The sequence below is a fragment of the Saccharophagus degradans 2-40 genome, from assembly GCF_000013665.1.
Taxonomy (GTDB): Bacteria; Pseudomonadota; Gammaproteobacteria; order Pseudomonadales; family Cellvibrionaceae; genus Saccharophagus; species Saccharophagus degradans.
This window is the reverse complement of sequence record NC_007912.1, coordinates 3,148,932-3,165,662: the sequence shown is the minus strand read 5'-3', so window position 1 is coordinate 3,165,662 and position 16,731 is coordinate 3,148,932. Positions and strand designations below refer to the sequence as shown.

Sequence of the window (16,731 nt, the reverse complement as noted above, 5' to 3'; positions counted from 1 at the left end):
AAAGAATATTGAAGAGGGCTGAAACAAGTGAATTATTATTTAAACAAAAAGCGACTGGGGCAATTGCTCACCGGCGCGGCCATTATTCCCGTGCTATATGCATGTGGCTCACAGGAAAAAAACGTAGAGCCTGCAACGGTTAATTGGCATAAAACAAGCGACGGCGTCGTTGTAAGCTTGCAAGATAGCGAAGCAAAAAAAGTGCGCTTGCAAGTCATTAACGATCGGATAGTACGTGTTACCGCTACGCCACAGCAGGATTTCAACAACCTGCCAAATACGCTTATGGTGGTGGCCAAGCCCGAGCAAACGGCGTTTGAAGTTAAACAAAACGATGCATCTGTTGTGTTATCAACGGCAGATCTATCTGCCGAAGTGTCATTAGTAACTGGTGTTGTAAGTTTTAAAGATGAGCACGGCAAGGTGCTTACAACAGAAGTTGATCGCGGCAATTTTGGGGCGGTAACCCGCGACCCAGGTGTGGTGGACGCCGATTCATTTGCTATTCGCCAACAGTTTACAAGCGACGAAAATGAAGGCTACTACGGTTTAGGTCAGCAGCAGGATGGCGAAGTAAACTACGCTGGCGATAACGTAGAGTTAACAACTTACAACTTAGAAATTTCTATACCTTATGTTGTATCAAGCAAAGATTACGCGCTGCTATGGAACAATACCTCAATTTCTCGTTTGGGCGACCCCAATCCACCCGAGCCACTAAAAGAGGGCTTTAAACTCTTTGACGCTAATGGTAACCCCGGCGGGCTAACCGCACGTTATTTTGATGGCGATAAATTACTGCTCGAGCGTGTAGAGGCCGATTTAGATTATCAATTTTTAGCGCAAGGTAGTAATCGCACTACGCCCATGCCTGATGAAACCGCTGATGCAAAAAATCTGCGTATTGAATGGGAAGGTAGTATCGAATCCGATACCAACGGTGTGCACGAGTTAAAAATGTATTCCAGTGGCTACGCTAAATTGTATTTGAATGGCGAGTTAGTGTTAGATCGCTGGCGTATGAACTGGAACCCTTGGTATCACAACACCAAGTTAGAAATGCAGGCCGGTAAAAAAGTTGCATTAAAGTTAGATTGGCAAGTAGATGGTGGTTATATGCGCATAAAACAGCATAAACCACTGCCGGTAGCAGAGCAGGGACGTTTGTCTATTGCTTCCGATACCGCGAAAGCCATTGATTACTACTTTGTAGTTGGCGATAACAAGGATGAGTTGGTGTCTGGCTACCGTACGCTCACAGGTAAAGCAGTGATGCTACCTAAGTGGGTGTTTGGTTTTTGGCAAAGCCGCGAGCGCTATAAAACACAAGATGAAATTATCGACGCCTTGCAAGAATACCGCGATCGTAAAATTCCTATCGATAACATTGTATTAGATTGGAGTTATTGGCCTCAGGATGCATGGGGTAGTCATGATTTCGACGAGCAATTTTTCCCCGACCCATCTGCACTAGTAGATAAAGTACACGAGCTAAACGGCAATATTATGATTTCCGTATGGCCTAAGTTTTACCCTACAACCGACAACTACAAAGCGCTAAACGCTAAAGGTTGTATGTTTAATAAAAACATCGAGCAGAAAAACCTCGATTGGATTGGCGAGGGTTACCTAAATGGCTTTTACGATGCCTATAACCCAGAGTGCCGTGAAATGTTTTGGGCGCAAATTCGCGATAAGATCAATGTGCACGGTTTCGATGCTTGGTGGTTAGATGCGGTAGAGCCAGATATCCATTCCAACCTTTCTTTTGAGCACCGCAAAGATTTAATGACACCCAATGCACTCGGCACCGGTGCCGAAGTGTTTAACGCTTACGCTTTGCCGCACGCAGAAACTGTTTACCAAGGCGAGCGTAGAGATGACGGTGACAAGCGCGCATTTATTCTAACGCGTTCTGGGTTTGCCGGTATTCAGCGCACCGGTTCGGCTATTTGGAGTGGCGATGTGGTATCGCGCTGGTCCGACTTAAAAGAACAAATTGCAGCAGGTGTGGGCGTGGGCATTTCTGGTATGCCGTATTGGACGTTCGATATCGGTGGCTTTACTCCAGAAGATCGCTACCGTTATAGCGCCAAAGGTTCTGTTGGTCATTTCTCTATGATGAACGAATCGGAAGTGCCTGAATGGCAAGAAATCAATCTGCGTTGGTTCCAATTTGGTACCTTTGTGCCGCTGTTTAGGTCCCACGGCCAAAACCCATATCGCGAAATATATAACATCGCCGATAAAGGCACCGAGGTATACGACAGCATGGTGTGGTACACCAAAACTCGCTATCGCTTAATGCCTTATATTTATTCGTTAGTTGGCGATGCTCACCACAAAGACGGCACCTTTATGCGCGCTCTGGTGATGGATTTCCCTAGCGACCTTAATGTGCGCGATATTAACGACCAGTATATGTTTGGCCCCGCGCTACTCGTAAACCCTGTGTCGGAATTTAAAGCGCGTTCACGGGATGTGTATCTACCTGCGGGCGCAGATTGGTACGATTTCTATACAGGTGTGAAGCACACAGGTGGTAAAACCATTAAGGCCGATGCACCGCTTGCCAAAATGCCTATTTTTGTTAAGGCCGGCTCTATTATTCCAACAGGTGTAGAAATCCAGCATGTGTACGATAAGCCCGATGCTCCTTACACCCTTAACGTGTATACCGGTGCGAATGGCAGCTTCGAAATTTATGAAGATGACGGCAAAACCTACGCTTACGAGCAAGGGGCTTGGGCGCGCATTCCCGTTTCGTACAACGATAAAACCGGTGAGCTAACCATTGGCGATCGCGTAGGTAGCTTTGAGGGAATGACCAAAGAGCGCGAATTCCGCGTGCGCTGGATATCTGCCAAGCGAGACGATGCCGCCAATTTCGATACAGGTGTGGCCAAAGCCGTTACCTATACGGGTAAGGCAATAACCATTAAGCGCTAATGGGGCGGCAAAAGGCGCAATCCAACTAGCTGTGGCCTGTGGTACGGGCCTACTATAAACTAACGCCACGGTAGGCTTACTACCGTGGCGTTGTAGTTTGTGGGCTTTATACGCAAAAAAGCTTACGCAACGTTTATTCTTTATGGGGGCTTAACACCGGCTCCATACGGCAATATGCCAAATAATTGATAGTGTGATTAGATCATGATGAATAAACCAAGCTTATTGCGGCTTACCCATATCACAATTTTTATTGCCATGGCGGCCTTAAGCTTGCTCGCCAACGCCAAAACGTTAGACGAGCGGCAATGGCAAGTTAAATCGCCCAATGGCAAAATTGAAATAAGAGTGCGTGGCAACAAGGCGCTAGGGCTTGAATATCAAATTGTTCACTGGCATAACGAGCAAGAAAAAGTCGCTGTAGACTGGTCTAAAATGGGCATTACCAGCCGCTACTACGATGTGAATGAACAGCAGCTAATACCAATAGATACCGATTTTTCGAAAGACCTTACCTACTTTAGAGGTAAGCGAATTAGAGGCAAGCAAACCTATTCAATGGTGACGGGTAAGCGCAAAGAAAACGAAGTGGCGTATTATCAGCGTTCCTTAAATTTTAAACACGATATAACCAATCAAATACTGCGTGTAGATTTTCGTGCATTAGATACCGGTGCGGCCTTTCGTTATGTATTGCCAAACAACGGTGTATTGCATCATCAGCTGCGCGCAGAAATTACCGAATTTAATATTGGCACTAACGCCCAACACTGGGGGCAACCCTACGATTTTATTACCATGTACCACCCATCATACGAAACAGAATATGTAAATGTTCCTGCTGGTACTTCAACCCCAGAAAAACTGGGCACAGGGTGGGGCTTCCCTTCGCTGTTTAATACCAATGGCTTGTGGGTGTTATTACATGAATCCGGCTTAGGTAAACAGTTTCATGGTTCGCACCTACAGCCAGACGCGCCAAATGGCGTGTATAAAATTGCAGGGCCATTAGCTGAAGAAGCACTCGGTAACGGGTCTATTTACCCAGCCGGCGCGGGCGAGTGGAAAATGCCGTGGCGCAGCTTTGCGGTTAGCAACGATATTGGCGATATAGTAGAAAGTAACTTGGTTTACGACTTGGCTGAACCAAGCAAAATAGACGATGTGAAATGGATAAAACCCGGTGCGGCGAGTTGGAGCTGGTGGTCTGACCATACGTCGTCGACGGATATAAAAAGTCTAAAAGCGTTTATCGTTCTAGCCGATAAAATGGGTTGGCCCTATTCGCTGGTTGATGCCAATTGGCCAGATGCAAGCGAAACAGCAATGCAAGACCTAGTTGCCTATGCCAAAGAGCGTAAAGTGGGTTTACTTTTTTGGTATAACTCCGGTGGGCCGAATAACTTTATACCAGAGCAGCCGCGCAATATTTTGCACGATAGGCAAAGTCGCCGCAAAGAGTTTAAGCGTATTAGTGCATTGGGTGTTAAAGGTATAAAAGTCGACTTTTTTCAAAGCGATAAACAGTTCGTTATTGAGCAGTATCTTTCAATATTAGAAGACGCAGCAGAATTTAAATTGTTGGTGGTGTTTCATGGTTGCACAATACCGCGCGGTTGGGAGCGAACTTGGCCAAACCTAATGACAATGGAAGCGGTGCGAGGCGGCGAGTTTTATACCTTCTCTGAAGATATTCCCTACGGTTTATATGCGCCTAAGCAAAATACCATACTGCCATTTACACGCAATGTGGTTGGCTCTATGGATTACACCCCAGTTGCGTATACCCACAGGCAATCGAAGCGTTACACAACCTTTGCCCACGAAACTGCGCTGCCTATTATTTTTGAATCTGGTATTCAGCACCTTGCAGACACCCCCGACGCTTTCTTAAAAATGCCCGAGGTGTATAAAGATTACTTTTGGAAGTTACCAACCAGTTGGGACGAAACTAAATTTTTAGCCGGCGCCCCAGGCGAAGAAGTTATTATTGCGCGTCGTAAAGGTAAAAAATGGTACGTGGCTGGTATTAATGGCGAAAACGAAGCGAAAGAATGGAAGGTGGATTTTTCTAAATTGATAAACAGAGGCACAGAAGCAAGATTATATACCGACTCGGAAGAGGAAAAATATTTCTCCCTAAAACTTACCATTCCCAAGGGTAAAAAAATGTCTATCACTGTTCAGCCATTCGGTGGCTTTGTGATGGTGTTTAAAGAGCCAAAATAACCACAGAGAAGGCAATGCACAGTAAGCAAGTTAAGAAGATAGTAATCGTAGGTGGTGGTACAGCAGGGTGGATGGCAGCCGCCATGCTTGCTTGTCGCTACTCGCGAGAAGATTTAGCTATACAGCTTGTAGAGTCTGATGCAATTGCTACTGTTGGAGTGGGTGAGGCTACGGTACCGGGGATAATCCAGCTGCATCAGCACCTTGGTATTAAAGAAAGTGAGTTTGTAAGCGCAACCAATGCAACCTTTAAGCTTGGTATAGAGTTTAAAAATTGGAGCCAGTTGGGGGCTACCTTTTTTCACCCCTTTGCAAAATACGGCGCGCCTATTGCGGGGCAGGCATTTTTTGATTGCTGGCTGCGCTTAAAACAAGCGGGGTATACGGCAAAATTAGATGAGTTTTCTTTATCTATTGCCTTGGCAAAGGCAAATAAATTTGTACAACCCGACGATAACGCCACCAATCAATTGGCAATGTTTGGCTACGCGTATCACTTTGATGCAACGCTTTATGCAAAGTTTTTGCGTGCCTACGCAGAGCAACGCGGAGTGCAGCGTACCGAAGGCTTAATTACACAAACGTACTTACAGGCAGATGGCAATATAGAATGCGTGGAGCTGGCAAGTGGCGAAAAAATTGCGGGCGATTTATTTTTTGATTGCTCAGGCTTTCGCGGCCTACTTATAGAAGAGGCACTGCAAACTGGTTATCAAGATTGGAGCCATTGGCTACCCTGTAATAAAGCGGTAGCAGTGCAAACAATAAACGAAAAACCACCTACGCCCTATACGCGCTCTACTGCTTTAGCCGCTGGGTGGCAGTGGACAATTCCCCTACAGAATCGCATAGGCAATGGTTATGTGTTTTGCGACCGCTATATATCGGACGACGAAGCAATAGCCACCTTAACCCGTAATGTAGAACGCGAAATGCTTACCGAGCCAAGAGTAATAGGGTTTAACGCCGGCGTGCGCAACAAGTTTTGGAATAAAAATTGTGTGGCTATTGGTTTGGCGAGTGGGTTTATCGAGCCATTAGAATCCACCAGTATTTCACTTATTCAAACCGGCGTAGAAAAAATAATGGATGCGATGCCAGCGTTGGAATACAGCGAAAATACGATAGCTTCAACCAACTCGTTAAATCAGCAAGAATATGAGCGCATACGCGATTTTATTGTTTTGCATTACAAAGCCAGCGCCCGCGAAGACAGCGCGTTTTGGCGTGATGTGCGAGAAATGGATATACCCACAACACTACAAAATAAAATGAGTGCTTACTTAAAAGATGCAACATTTTTAGATTACGGCCAAGAATCTTTTAAAGATGCAAGTTGGCAAACCATGTATAACGGTTTTAATCTTTACCCGCAAATACCTCCAAGTAATGTTGCTGATCTAGATGTGCAGCAGCTAATGCTTGTGGCCGAGAAAATGCGTGCAGCTATTCAAGCAGGGGTGGCTCACGCACCCAGTCATGCAGAGTTTCTTTCTACACTCGCCGACGGCAAATTCTAATGGCCGTTTTCACCTTGCGTTGACGCAAGCGACAAAATATTAACGTAAAATATTACTAATCTTAATAATTCAAGCGCTACTACGCTGCTCGGCTTTCGGTGCTATTCTTACTGTGTGCCAATGTGTGAGTAGTTAAGTGGTTCATACGTTATCTTTTTATAAACTTCTATTTGGAAGGCTTCATGAAAAATACTTTATCCTTTAAAACATCCTTGCTTGCGGGCTTGGTGGCATCCAGTTTACTGGTTGCGGCCTGTCAGGGTGTTAAACAGCAAACGGAAGCTACTCAGACAAAGCACAATATTACCTTATGGCCGCAGGCGTCTAGCCCTGTAATAAAGTCGCCAGATTACGAAGCGGAAGTGGAAGCCAAGGTAGAAGCGTTGTTAGGACAAATGACGCTAGAGCAAAAAGTAGGGCAAATCCTACAGCCAGAAATTCAATCTATTAAGCCGCATGAAGTAAAAGAATACCACATTGGCTCTGTACTAAATGGTGGTGGCTCTATGCCTAACCGCATAGAAAATGCGCCGCCCATTGAATGGGTAAAATTGGCCGATGCCTTTTACGATGCCTCTATGGACGATTCTGACGGTGGAATCGCAATTCCCATTATTTGGGGTACCGATGCCGTACACGGTCACGGCAATGTAACTGGCGCAACCATATTCCCGCATAACATAGGCCTTGGTGCTGCACGCAACCCAGCGCTTATCGAAAAAATTGGCGAAATAACGGCAAAAGAAGTACGCGCAACCGGCATTGAATGGATATTTGGCCCAACTTTGGCCGTAGCGCAAAACGATTTATGGGGCCGCACTTACGAAAGCTACTCGGAAGACCCAGCCATAGTGGCCGACTACGCCAGTGCCATGGTGGTAGGTATGCAGGGCAAAGTGGACGACAGCGATTTTCTGTCCACTAATCGCGTAGTTGCCACAGCAAAGCACTTTTTAGCTGACGGCGGTACCTTAGGAGGCAACGATCAAGGTGATGCGCGCATAAGCGAAGAAGAGTTGGTGCAAATTCATAATGCGGGCTATGTGCCTGCCATTGAATCGGGCGTGCAAACGGTTATGGCCAGTTTCTCTTTGTGGAATGGCGTAAAAATGCATGGTAACAACTACCTACTTACCCAAGCACTTAAAGAGCGTATGGGGTTTGATGGTTTTATAGTAGGGGATTGGAATGGCCACGGGCAGGTACCTGGGTGCACCAACGAATCTTGCCCTCAATCGCTAAACGCCGGTTTAGATATGTACATGGTGCCTTACGATTGGAAAAAACTGTACAGAAACTTAATTAGCCAAGTGCAATCGGGTGAAATTGCCCCAAGCCGTTTAGATGACGCTGTACGCCGTATTCTTCGGGTAAAAATTCGCGCTAATTTGTGGGCTGCGAAACCTTCAGAGCGAATTAATCTAGCCACTATTGACGAGGTGGTTGGCCACGCAAACCACCGTGAGGTAGCGCGGCAGGCGGTGCGAGAAAGTTTAGTATTGTTAAAAAATAAAAATAGCGTACTGCCTATTGCTGCCAATAAAACCGTGCTGGTTGCAGGTGACGGCGCCGATAATATTGGCAAACAATCTGGCGGTTGGAGTGTAAGCTGGCAGGGCACTGGTAACACCAATGCATCCTTCCCCGGTGGTACATCTATTTATAAAGGTATTGCCGATGCAGTCACTCAGGGCGGCGGTAAAGCTACGCTTTCTGTGGATGGCAGCTACAAAACTAAACCCGATGTTGCCATTGTGGTAATAGGCGAAGACCCTTACGCCGAAGGCCAAGGCGACCGCAATAGTTTAGAGTTCGAGCCGGTGAATAAAAAATCGCTTGAGCTATTAAAAAAATTAAAAGCAGATGGCATACCCGTTGTAACAGTATTTATTTCTGGCCGACCTATGTGGGCTAACCCAGAAATTAACGCGTCTGATGCATTTGTTGCCGCGTGGTTACCTGGCTCTGAAGGGCAGGGCGTAGCAGATGTACTTATAGGCAACGCCAACGGCAAGCCTCGTTTTGATTTCAAGGGCACCTTGTCGTTCTCTTGGCCTAAGCTGCCGACCCAAGGCTTGCTCAACCCAACGCACCCCAACTACGACCCGTTATTTAAATTGGGATACGGGCTAACTTATGCCTCGAGTGAAACTGGCCCAGAGCAATTGGCGGAAGATGTTGAAGGTGTAGATAAAGGCTCAACCGGCGACATTAATTTTTATGTTGGCCGCACATTAGAGCCGTGGGAAGTGTTTGTTCGAACTCCTGAAAGTTCGCAGCGTTTAAGTGGCCCATTTGCAGACTTAGGCAATGCCAGTGTGCGTACCAGTGATATGCAGGTACAAGAAGATGCCCTTACTTTTACTTGGGGCGGTAGCTGGATGTCTATTCTGGGAATAGAAGGAGGGCGCGGTTACGACCTTTCTTCGCAATATAAAGAAGGCGGAGTAATAAGCTTTAACTTCAATTCAATAGATATGGCTAAAGGCGATTTAAAAGTACAAATGGCCTGTGGTGAAGGTTGCACGCGTGAAGTAGATATCACAACTATCGCACGCGACTTGGAAGGCAAAGGCTGGCAGTCGTTAACAGTGCCCTTAGCGTGCTTTGCACACGAAGGCGACGATTTCACCCATATTACTGCGCCGTTTAACTTATTTGCCGGTGGAAAAGGTCAAGTTGCTGTAGCCAACATTCGCATACTGCGCGCCGGTACACAAACCGTGCCGTGTGTATTGCCTAAAGATGTTTCCGTAACGCCAGAGCCGCTGAATGCTAGCTGGGCGATAGATTGGTGGATGCCGCGCCACAAAGAAAAACTGGCGCGTATCCAGCAAGGTAATGTGGATTTACTAATGATTGGCGATTCCATTACCCACGGCTGGGAAGATGCAGGTAAAGACGTGTGGGCGCAATATTACGCGCACCGCAATGCAGTGGACTTAGGCTTTAGTGGCGACCGAACCGAAAACGTATTGTGGCGCTTACAGCACGGCGAAGCAGACGGTATTAAGCCTAAAGTGGCAGTGGTTATGATTGGTACCAACAATGCCGGCCATCGTCACGAGCCTTCGCACTACACAGCCAAGGGTGTTGCGGCTGTCGTTGCTGAATTGCAAAAACGATTGCCTGAAACAAAGATATTATTACTGGGTATATTCCCTCGCGGCGAAACCAGTGAAGACCCTTTGCGGGTATTAAATGCCAAAACCAATACTCTTTTGGCGAAAATGGCCGACGGAGAGAAGGTGGTGTATTTGAATATCAATAAAACGTTTTTAGATGAAAACGGCGTATTGCCTAAAGATATAATGCCCGACCTATTGCACCCCAATGAAAAGGGGTACGCATTGTGGGCGAAAGCGATGGAACCCACCCTTAAAAAAATGCTGGGCGAATAGTACATAGTACTTAGCACATAGTTCGTTGGCATGGGCTGTATAGAGCAGCATGTTAATTTACCCTAATAAAAACCCCGAAACCCCATTTCGGGGTTTTTTTATGCGCGAGTAGTGGTATGTTGTAACCAGAGCTTGTAAAACATAACAATATAGTTGGGTAAGCGTATGTTAAAAGGTATTCATCATGTTGCTATTATTTGTTCAGACTATAACCGGTCTAAGTTATTTTATACCGAGGTTCTGGGGCTAGATATTATTGCCGAGAATTATCGCGATGCGCGCGATTCGTTTAAGTTAGACTTAGCCTTGCCAGATGGTAGCCAAATAGAGCTGTTTTCCTTTCCCACGCCGCCACCTAGGCCAAGCCACCCAGAAGCTTGCGGTTTGCGGCATTTAGCGTTCGCTGTCGATTCCATCGAGCATAGTGTGGCCAAATTAAAGCAACATAAAATTGTTGTGGAGCCTATTCGTATTGATGAGTTTACCGGTAAAAAATATACCTTTTTTAAAGACCCCGACGACCTGCCGTTAGAAATATACGAAGCTTAGTTATTTAGTGGTGCCTTATTGCTAGCCTAAGGGGTAGCAATAATAAAAAACTGTTTTTGCCAGTGTACGCTAACACAACAGGACCCAAAGTATGCTTGGTCGCATTTTTAATATTCATGATGTTGTGCTTATTGTTACCATAATGGAGTGTCTACTGCTGGCGCTTTTTCAGTTGGCAATACCATCTGGCACTAAAAAAGATAAAGCCTTGCTTAGCGCATTTTTGGCATCTATTGCGATAAGTTCTGTGGGCGTATTGTTGCTTTGGAACGATTCTATCTCGTTGGGTAGCTATTTTGATAATAGCCTGTTGCCGTATTTTTTAACTGTAAGTTTGCTTGCGCGTGGGCCGCTACTCTTTCTTTATGTGCAGTACCTAACCAAAGAAAACGCAATCATCGCGCGTAGGCACATCGCCTATTTTTTACCTATTCCTATTTTTATTGGTTACATTTATTGGTTTGGGGTGCAATCAGACCACCTAACAATGCGGGCAGAGGAAGAGGCGCAAAAACAAATAGCCAACGTAATTTGGGACTTTGTTAAATATTTCACGGTCGCCTTCGCGGTGCTATCAATTCTGTATATTCGGCAGTATCAATTGCGATTAAAACAGCAGTTTTCTGCTGTTTCTATGGGTGCTGTTGCGTGGTTATATTTACTTACGGCGGGTTTTTTACTTAGTTGGGCGTGGGGCATTGTTACCCATCTTTTGTCGGGGCAGGGGCTTATTCCATTAGTGCTTGCCAATGCATTTGGTTTAGCTGCCAACTACATGACGTTTATATTAGTAAATAGCTTATTTGTGTACAGTTTGATTTACGCCCACAGTGCTTTGCGAACAAATCAAGATGCAACCACCCCAATAGTAGAGGCAGAAATAGAAGACACTGCACCTAATAGAATAAAATTTGCCATGGAGCACGATAAGGTTTATTTAAAGCCTAACCTAAGTATAGAGGCGCTGGCTAAGCGGATAGATTTACCGGTTAAAACTGTTTCTAGTGTTATTAATGTTCAGTTTAATACCAATTTTTTTGAATATGTGAACACCCATAGGGTAGAAGCAGCAAAGGCGTTGCTTGCACAACCTGAGCACGCCAAAACCCCAGTCGCAGAAATAATGACATTGGCGGGCTTTAGCAGTAAATCGGCTTTTCATCGTTTTTTTAAACGCGTAACCAATATGTCTCCTTCGGAATATAGAAAGCAGCACGCTGAAAGTAATTAATTTAAAACGTGCGTACTAGCAGGGCAAAGGTTAAGGCGCTAAGCAATAACCAAAAAAACCGAAACAACCAAAAAACAAGAGCCAAAAACAAAAAACGCGACTTAGAAACCTAAGCCGCGCGCAAGAATGCTGCAAGACGTACAGCACTGAATCAATCGTTAATTGATGGTAGCTAATGACTAATTATTCGAGACTAGTCATTAGTGATTAATCATATTTAGTGAATTGCCTCGACTTTTATCCAGTTAATATTGAAGCCACCACTAGTAATACCTAACCCAAAATCTTGTACACCAGCGTTAAGGGTAACGGTATGGCTTACGTCTACCCAGTTCTGCCAGCCGCCAGTGCTTGGTACGTTCAGGTTACCGTAAACAACGCCGCCACCTGCTTGTTCTAGCTGCAGGCTTCCACCACCGCTTTGGCTGGCTACTCGGTAAGTTATGGTGTATTGGCCAGAGGTTGGAATGTTTACGCCGTGGTAGGCAAGCCAGTCGCCAGCATCTAACCAGCCTACGTTCATACCGCCGCCATTGTCGCTAGTATTTTCTACCTGCACGCCACTCATAAAGGAGTAGTCTTCTGCTTGTAAGGTAATACTTTGCACTGGGTTGGGGTTGGTGCCAGCAGGGGTTAGGGCTATCCAGTTGATGTTAAAACCACCTTCTATTGCCGCTATGCCAATGTTTTGTTGGCCGGCTTGCAAGCTAATATCGTGAGATACAGTGGTCCATTCTTGCCAGCCGCCAGTTTGCGGTACATTCAGCGTGCCATAAACGGGCGAGCCGCCGGCATTTTCAATGCTTAGAACACCGCCGCCGCCAAGGCTAGCCACGCGGTAAGACACGGTATAAGTGCCTGCGTTAGCAACGTTTACGCTGTAGCTCATCCAGTCGCCAGCATCTATGTAGCCCACGTTACTGCCGCCGTTGGTGTCGTTGGTGTTTTCGGTTTGGATACCATCCATTGCGCAGTAGGCTTCCGCTTCTATCGTGCCTGGTAGGCTAACCTCGGTGCAGCCTGTGCCGTTGCCGTTACCATTGCCAGAACCAATTTGGTTCCAGTCGCGCAGGTAGCCGCGCACAACATGGCCAGACCAAGTCAAATCGCCGTCGCCCCAACCACCTGTGGCACTGGCGCCAGGGTTAAGTGCAGATGCACCCTCTGCTTTGTCGTTTACAGACCAGTTTGCGTGATGGATACCGTTATCGCGCATGAAGTTCATCCACGCTGCGGTTTCGCCTTCGTTGACTGCGCCATCGCCATTGGCATTTACGCTGCCCCATTCAGTAACAAACAAGGCAATACCATTACTCATAGCTTCTGCTGCGTCGTTGCGCAGCCATTGGCCATGACTACCTGAATAGAAGTGCAGCGTGTAGGCAATATTATTGCGGTTGATTGGGTCCCATGACGCTTCTTTTACCCCCTGCGACCAGCGAGGAGTGCCTACTACGATCACGTTATCTGGGTCAATTGCGCGAATGGCATCAATTACCGTTTCGGCGTAGCTTTTTATGTGGCCCCAAGGGATATCCAGTGGTTCGTTGTATACCTCATAAATCACATTATTGTATTGGCCATAGTCACGTGCCATTTCTTGGAAAAATTGCACAGCGGCTGCCCAGTCGTGGGTGTTGGCGTAATGTGAGTGCCAATCGATAATGACGTACATATCATTCGCAATGGCGGCATCTACTATTGTACGAACTTTTTGCTTAGAGCCCTGCGGGTCATCGAAGTAGCCGCCGGCATCTTCTACCCCCATTGCAGCTCGAACAATGGATGCCTTCCAGTCTTGCTTGAAGTAACTAACGGTAGAAGCGTTGTAGTATTTCTCGCCGCCCCAGCCGTTGTTAGACCAAAAATAGCTCATACCTCCAAGGCTTTTAACTTCACCGCCCACCAGTACTTTATTGCCTTGTACGGACATTGCTGGCACGTCAGCGGCTGCGTTTAGGGTGCCGCCAATTAATGTGGCGCAGGCCAGTAGTTTAAGTGAGGTTTGAAAGAGGTGCTTTTTTAAATTAAAGAGGTTTGTGTACATCATGGGTGTCTTCCGAATTATTAGTTATTTATTAAGTAGACGTTTTGTTAGGGCATTACTAGGAATGCAGGATTTAGGTTACTCCTAAAAAAAAGTGGGACGTACGAGAACCGGAAAATGGTCGTTCATTATGTGGAAAATGGCGCCATGTGTGATGTTAATTTCTTTATAATCAAGTAGTTAGTTGTTTTAATAAAAAGTAAATATTTTTGAGGTTTTTTGGTTTATCCCTCTTTTTAGAGGTGGTTTTTGTAATCTGACACCTGAAAAAAGAAAGTGGTAGTTGAGTGTGTGGGTTTGACTTCGCACCTTTGAACAAGCTTGAACTTTGGCGTGCGCCAAGAGGAAATTTCTGCAGGCTTGTATGTTTTTTGACTATATATGCATCAAGTTTTAAGGCATTACTGGCCTCTAGCCGGAGTAATTACTTGCTTGATTTTTAACTACTAAAAATTCTAGATCGATTGCCTCTTCCACGGATGAACAACGGATTGTTAGCTATATTGAAAGTAGTAGTAACTTGTTGTTGGGCGAAAGAAGGAGCAGTAAGTATGAGAGGGAAGGATATGGTTAGAATTGCCATTATGGCTGTTTGCGCGCTTGGGCTGTATTTTTACGGGGCGTATTTGCAAGAAACTTATGCAACTCAAACACCCTACTTATATTTTTGGTTGGGGGTTGTGGTCGAGTTTACAAGCAAGGTGATTGGCATAGTTGCTGTGCTTTATAGTTTGCTGAGAATGTGCATAGCCATAACAAGTAAGTTTGTACAACCGCAATACCGCCGTCCTTAGCGGTATTTGCGATCGTGGGGCATTTTATTGTTCGCAATAATTCGTTATTTCGAAAGGGGCAGCCGGTAGGCCTGCATCGTTAAATAAATTGGCTGCGCTGGGGTTATCTGCCCATGCGTAGCGAACTGTTTTCACGCGCCCAGTCACATGTTCTTGCTGCGCGGTAATAACCACTGTATTGCCTTTAATGTGCCCCCATACCCAGTGGAAGGGCGCATCTTCCGTTTGTATTTGTATACCGTGCACCACATTGTGTGGTGCTTTAAGCGCAGCGCTGCTCGGTTCAAAATGTAAGGTAATACTTTGCTTGTGCTGTTCGAAGCAGCGTATTTGTGGGCCTGTGTGCACTAGGGCTGTTTCGTTGTAAGCAATATGCCGTGCGGCAACTGCAGCGCGCTGGCCTACTTCTTTTTTGCGCACTGGGTGAATATCGTTCCATTCACCCACATCAATGGTTACTACCAATGCGGTGTTGTTGGTGCTGTTTACTATTTGCCGTTGGGCTTCGCGTAATTCGGCCCAGTGGCTCTCGCTGGGTGCGGCTTGTGCTTCTAAAAAGTTTGCCAGCTGCACTACAATAAAGGGCAATTCGGGCTGATTAAACCCAGCTCGCCAACTTTTTATTAATGTGGCCATAAGGCTTTTATATTCTTCTGCGCGGCCCACATTCGATTCACCTTGGTACCACACCACACCTTTTATTTGGGTAGTTAACAACGGTGCAAGCATGGCGTTGTAATAGCCAAGTGGTGCGGTGTAACTAACAAATTTTGAGCTTGGGGGTGGTGCGCTGAGAGCGCCCACCTTAAATTGCCATTCGCCTTTTAAATCGTAGCGTGTGTTATTTACTTCTAACCAATAGGGCTTATCTAAAACAAAGCCGCCTTTGCCGTGGTTGCTAGTAATTTTTACCACAATGGTATTTTCACCGGCCTGTAAAATATTTTTATTAATGGGGTATAGGCGGGGTGGGTATTGGTAGCCGGTATTACCTATCTTGTGGCCGTTTATGTACACGGTGTCGGCATCCACAATTGTGCCTAGCCATATTTGCCCTGCTTCATTCGCGGCGTCATTGGGTAAGGTGAGGGTTTTTCTAAACCATACATTGCCGTTTATTGTGCTTTCATCTTTAAAGCTTGGGTGGTTGGCCCAGTAACCCGGTACTTGCATGCTGTGCCAGTTAGTCGCCTTGTATTCTGGTGCGTACCATGGCAACTCTTCGGCGGTGCCTTTATCGTTTTGGGTTAATTGGTTGTGCCACTGTGCTTGGGCTTTTTTATCGCTGTTAATCAGTTGGGCTAAATAATGTTTATCTTGATACTGCTTGGCTTTTTGGTAGTGAGTAGGGAAGGCCTGCAGCGATTCTTCACTCAGCCAACCTTCGGCTGTAGTACCGCCCATAGAGCTATTAATAATACCTATGGGAATGTGTTTGGCTTGGTGTAATGCTTTGGCAAAAAAATACGATACCGCTGAGAATTGCTCTATATTATTTGGGTTAACGGCTAACCACTGGCCACCGCTTACATCGTTATGTACCTGGTTAAAGTCGTATTGGCTGGGTACGGTAAACACTCTAACCTGCGGCAGGTGAGCCTCGGCAACGTCGAGAGGGTAGGTGTGTTTTACCCTGCGCATGGGTAAATCCATATTCGATTGGCCCGAGGTGAGCCACACATCGCCAAAATATATATCATTTAATGCAATCGTGTTAGTGCCTGCAATTGTTATTGTATGAGGCCCACCAGCGGGTTGCGGCGCTAACTGTATTTGCCATTTGCCTGCTGCAGTAGTGCTTGTGCCTACTGGCTTGCCATTAAGTTGTACTTCTACCTGCTCATCTAATGCTCCCCACCCCCAAAGCGTAATGGCCTGTTCGCGCTGCAGTACCATGCTGTTACTAATTAATTTAGGTAGGGTTATTTCTGCATAGCTAGTAGTGCATATGCAGCTTAGCAGCAGGATTAACAGCGTTATTTTAATTGTACTGTTGAAGGTGGTTAACATT

9 protein-coding genes are annotated in these 16,731 nt (G+C 46.0%); 7 read left to right on the top strand and 2 right to left on the bottom strand.

What is annotated here, in order from left to right:
- The first annotated feature begins 27 nt into the window (after nucleotides 1-27).
- The 6 genes from SDE_RS13075 (at nucleotide 28) to SDE_RS13050 (ending at nucleotide 11,879) form a co-directional block, all read left to right on the top strand.
- Nucleotides 28-2,949 carry a TIM-barrel domain-containing protein gene (locus SDE_RS13075; RefSeq protein WP_011468977.1) on the top strand — a complete coding sequence of 974 codons (2,922 nt, stop codon included), beginning with the start codon at nucleotides 28-30 and terminating at the stop codon, nucleotides 2,947-2,949.
- A 204-nt stretch (nucleotides 2,950-3,153) separates the two neighbouring features.
- A complete protein-coding gene (locus SDE_RS13070; RefSeq protein WP_011468976.1) occupies nucleotides 3,154-5,178 on the top strand; it encodes a glycoside hydrolase family 97 protein in 2,025 nt (674 codons plus the stop codon).
- Between the two features lie 14 nt (nucleotides 5,179-5,192).
- Complete coding sequence (locus tag SDE_RS13065; RefSeq protein WP_011468975.1) at nucleotides 5,193-6,698, top strand: tryptophan halogenase family protein; 1,506 nt, start codon at nucleotides 5,193-5,195, stop codon at nucleotides 6,696-6,698.
- Nucleotides 6,699-6,880: 182 nt separating this feature from the next.
- Nucleotides 6,881-10,099 (top strand): glycoside hydrolase family 3 N-terminal domain-containing protein, encoded by a 3,219-nt coding sequence (locus SDE_RS13060; protein ID WP_011468974.1) that lies wholly within the window; start codon nucleotides 6,881-6,883, stop codon nucleotides 10,097-10,099.
- A 165-nt stretch (nucleotides 10,100-10,264) separates the two neighbouring features.
- Complete coding sequence (locus tag SDE_RS13055) at nucleotides 10,265-10,648, top strand: SMU1112c/YaeR family gloxylase I-like metalloprotein (protein ID WP_011468973.1); 384 nt, start codon at nucleotides 10,265-10,267, stop codon at nucleotides 10,646-10,648.
- 91 nt (nucleotides 10,649-10,739) lie between these two features.
- The gene (locus SDE_RS13050) at nucleotides 10,740-11,879 is read left to right on the top strand and encodes a helix-turn-helix domain-containing protein (protein WP_011468972.1); all 1,140 of its coding nucleotides are present in this window, start codon (nucleotides 10,740-10,742) and stop codon (nucleotides 11,877-11,879) included.
- A gap of 217 nt (nucleotides 11,880-12,096) precedes the next feature.
- On the opposite strand, the gene SDE_RS13045 is transcribed toward SDE_RS13050, so the two are convergent.
- Nucleotides 12,097-13,929, bottom strand: a complete 1,833-nt coding sequence (locus SDE_RS13045; protein ID WP_011468971.1) for a carbohydrate-binding protein — start codon at nucleotides 13,927-13,929, stop codon at nucleotides 12,097-12,099.
- Between the two features lie 548 nt (nucleotides 13,930-14,477).
- Between SDE_RS13045 and SDE_RS13040 the strand changes: the two genes are divergently transcribed.
- The gene (locus SDE_RS13040) at nucleotides 14,478-14,720 is read left to right on the top strand and encodes a hypothetical protein (protein WP_143710894.1); all 243 of its coding nucleotides are present in this window, start codon (nucleotides 14,478-14,480) and stop codon (nucleotides 14,718-14,720) included.
- 24 nt (nucleotides 14,721-14,744) lie between these two features.
- Here SDE_RS13040 and SDE_RS13035 read toward each other — a convergent pair whose 3' ends face one another.
- Nucleotides 14,745-16,730, bottom strand: coding sequence for a sialate O-acetylesterase (locus SDE_RS13035; RefSeq protein ID WP_011468969.1), 1,986 nt, complete (start codon nucleotides 16,728-16,730; stop codon nucleotides 14,745-14,747).
- Between the last annotated feature and the right edge of the window lies 1 nt (nucleotide 16,731).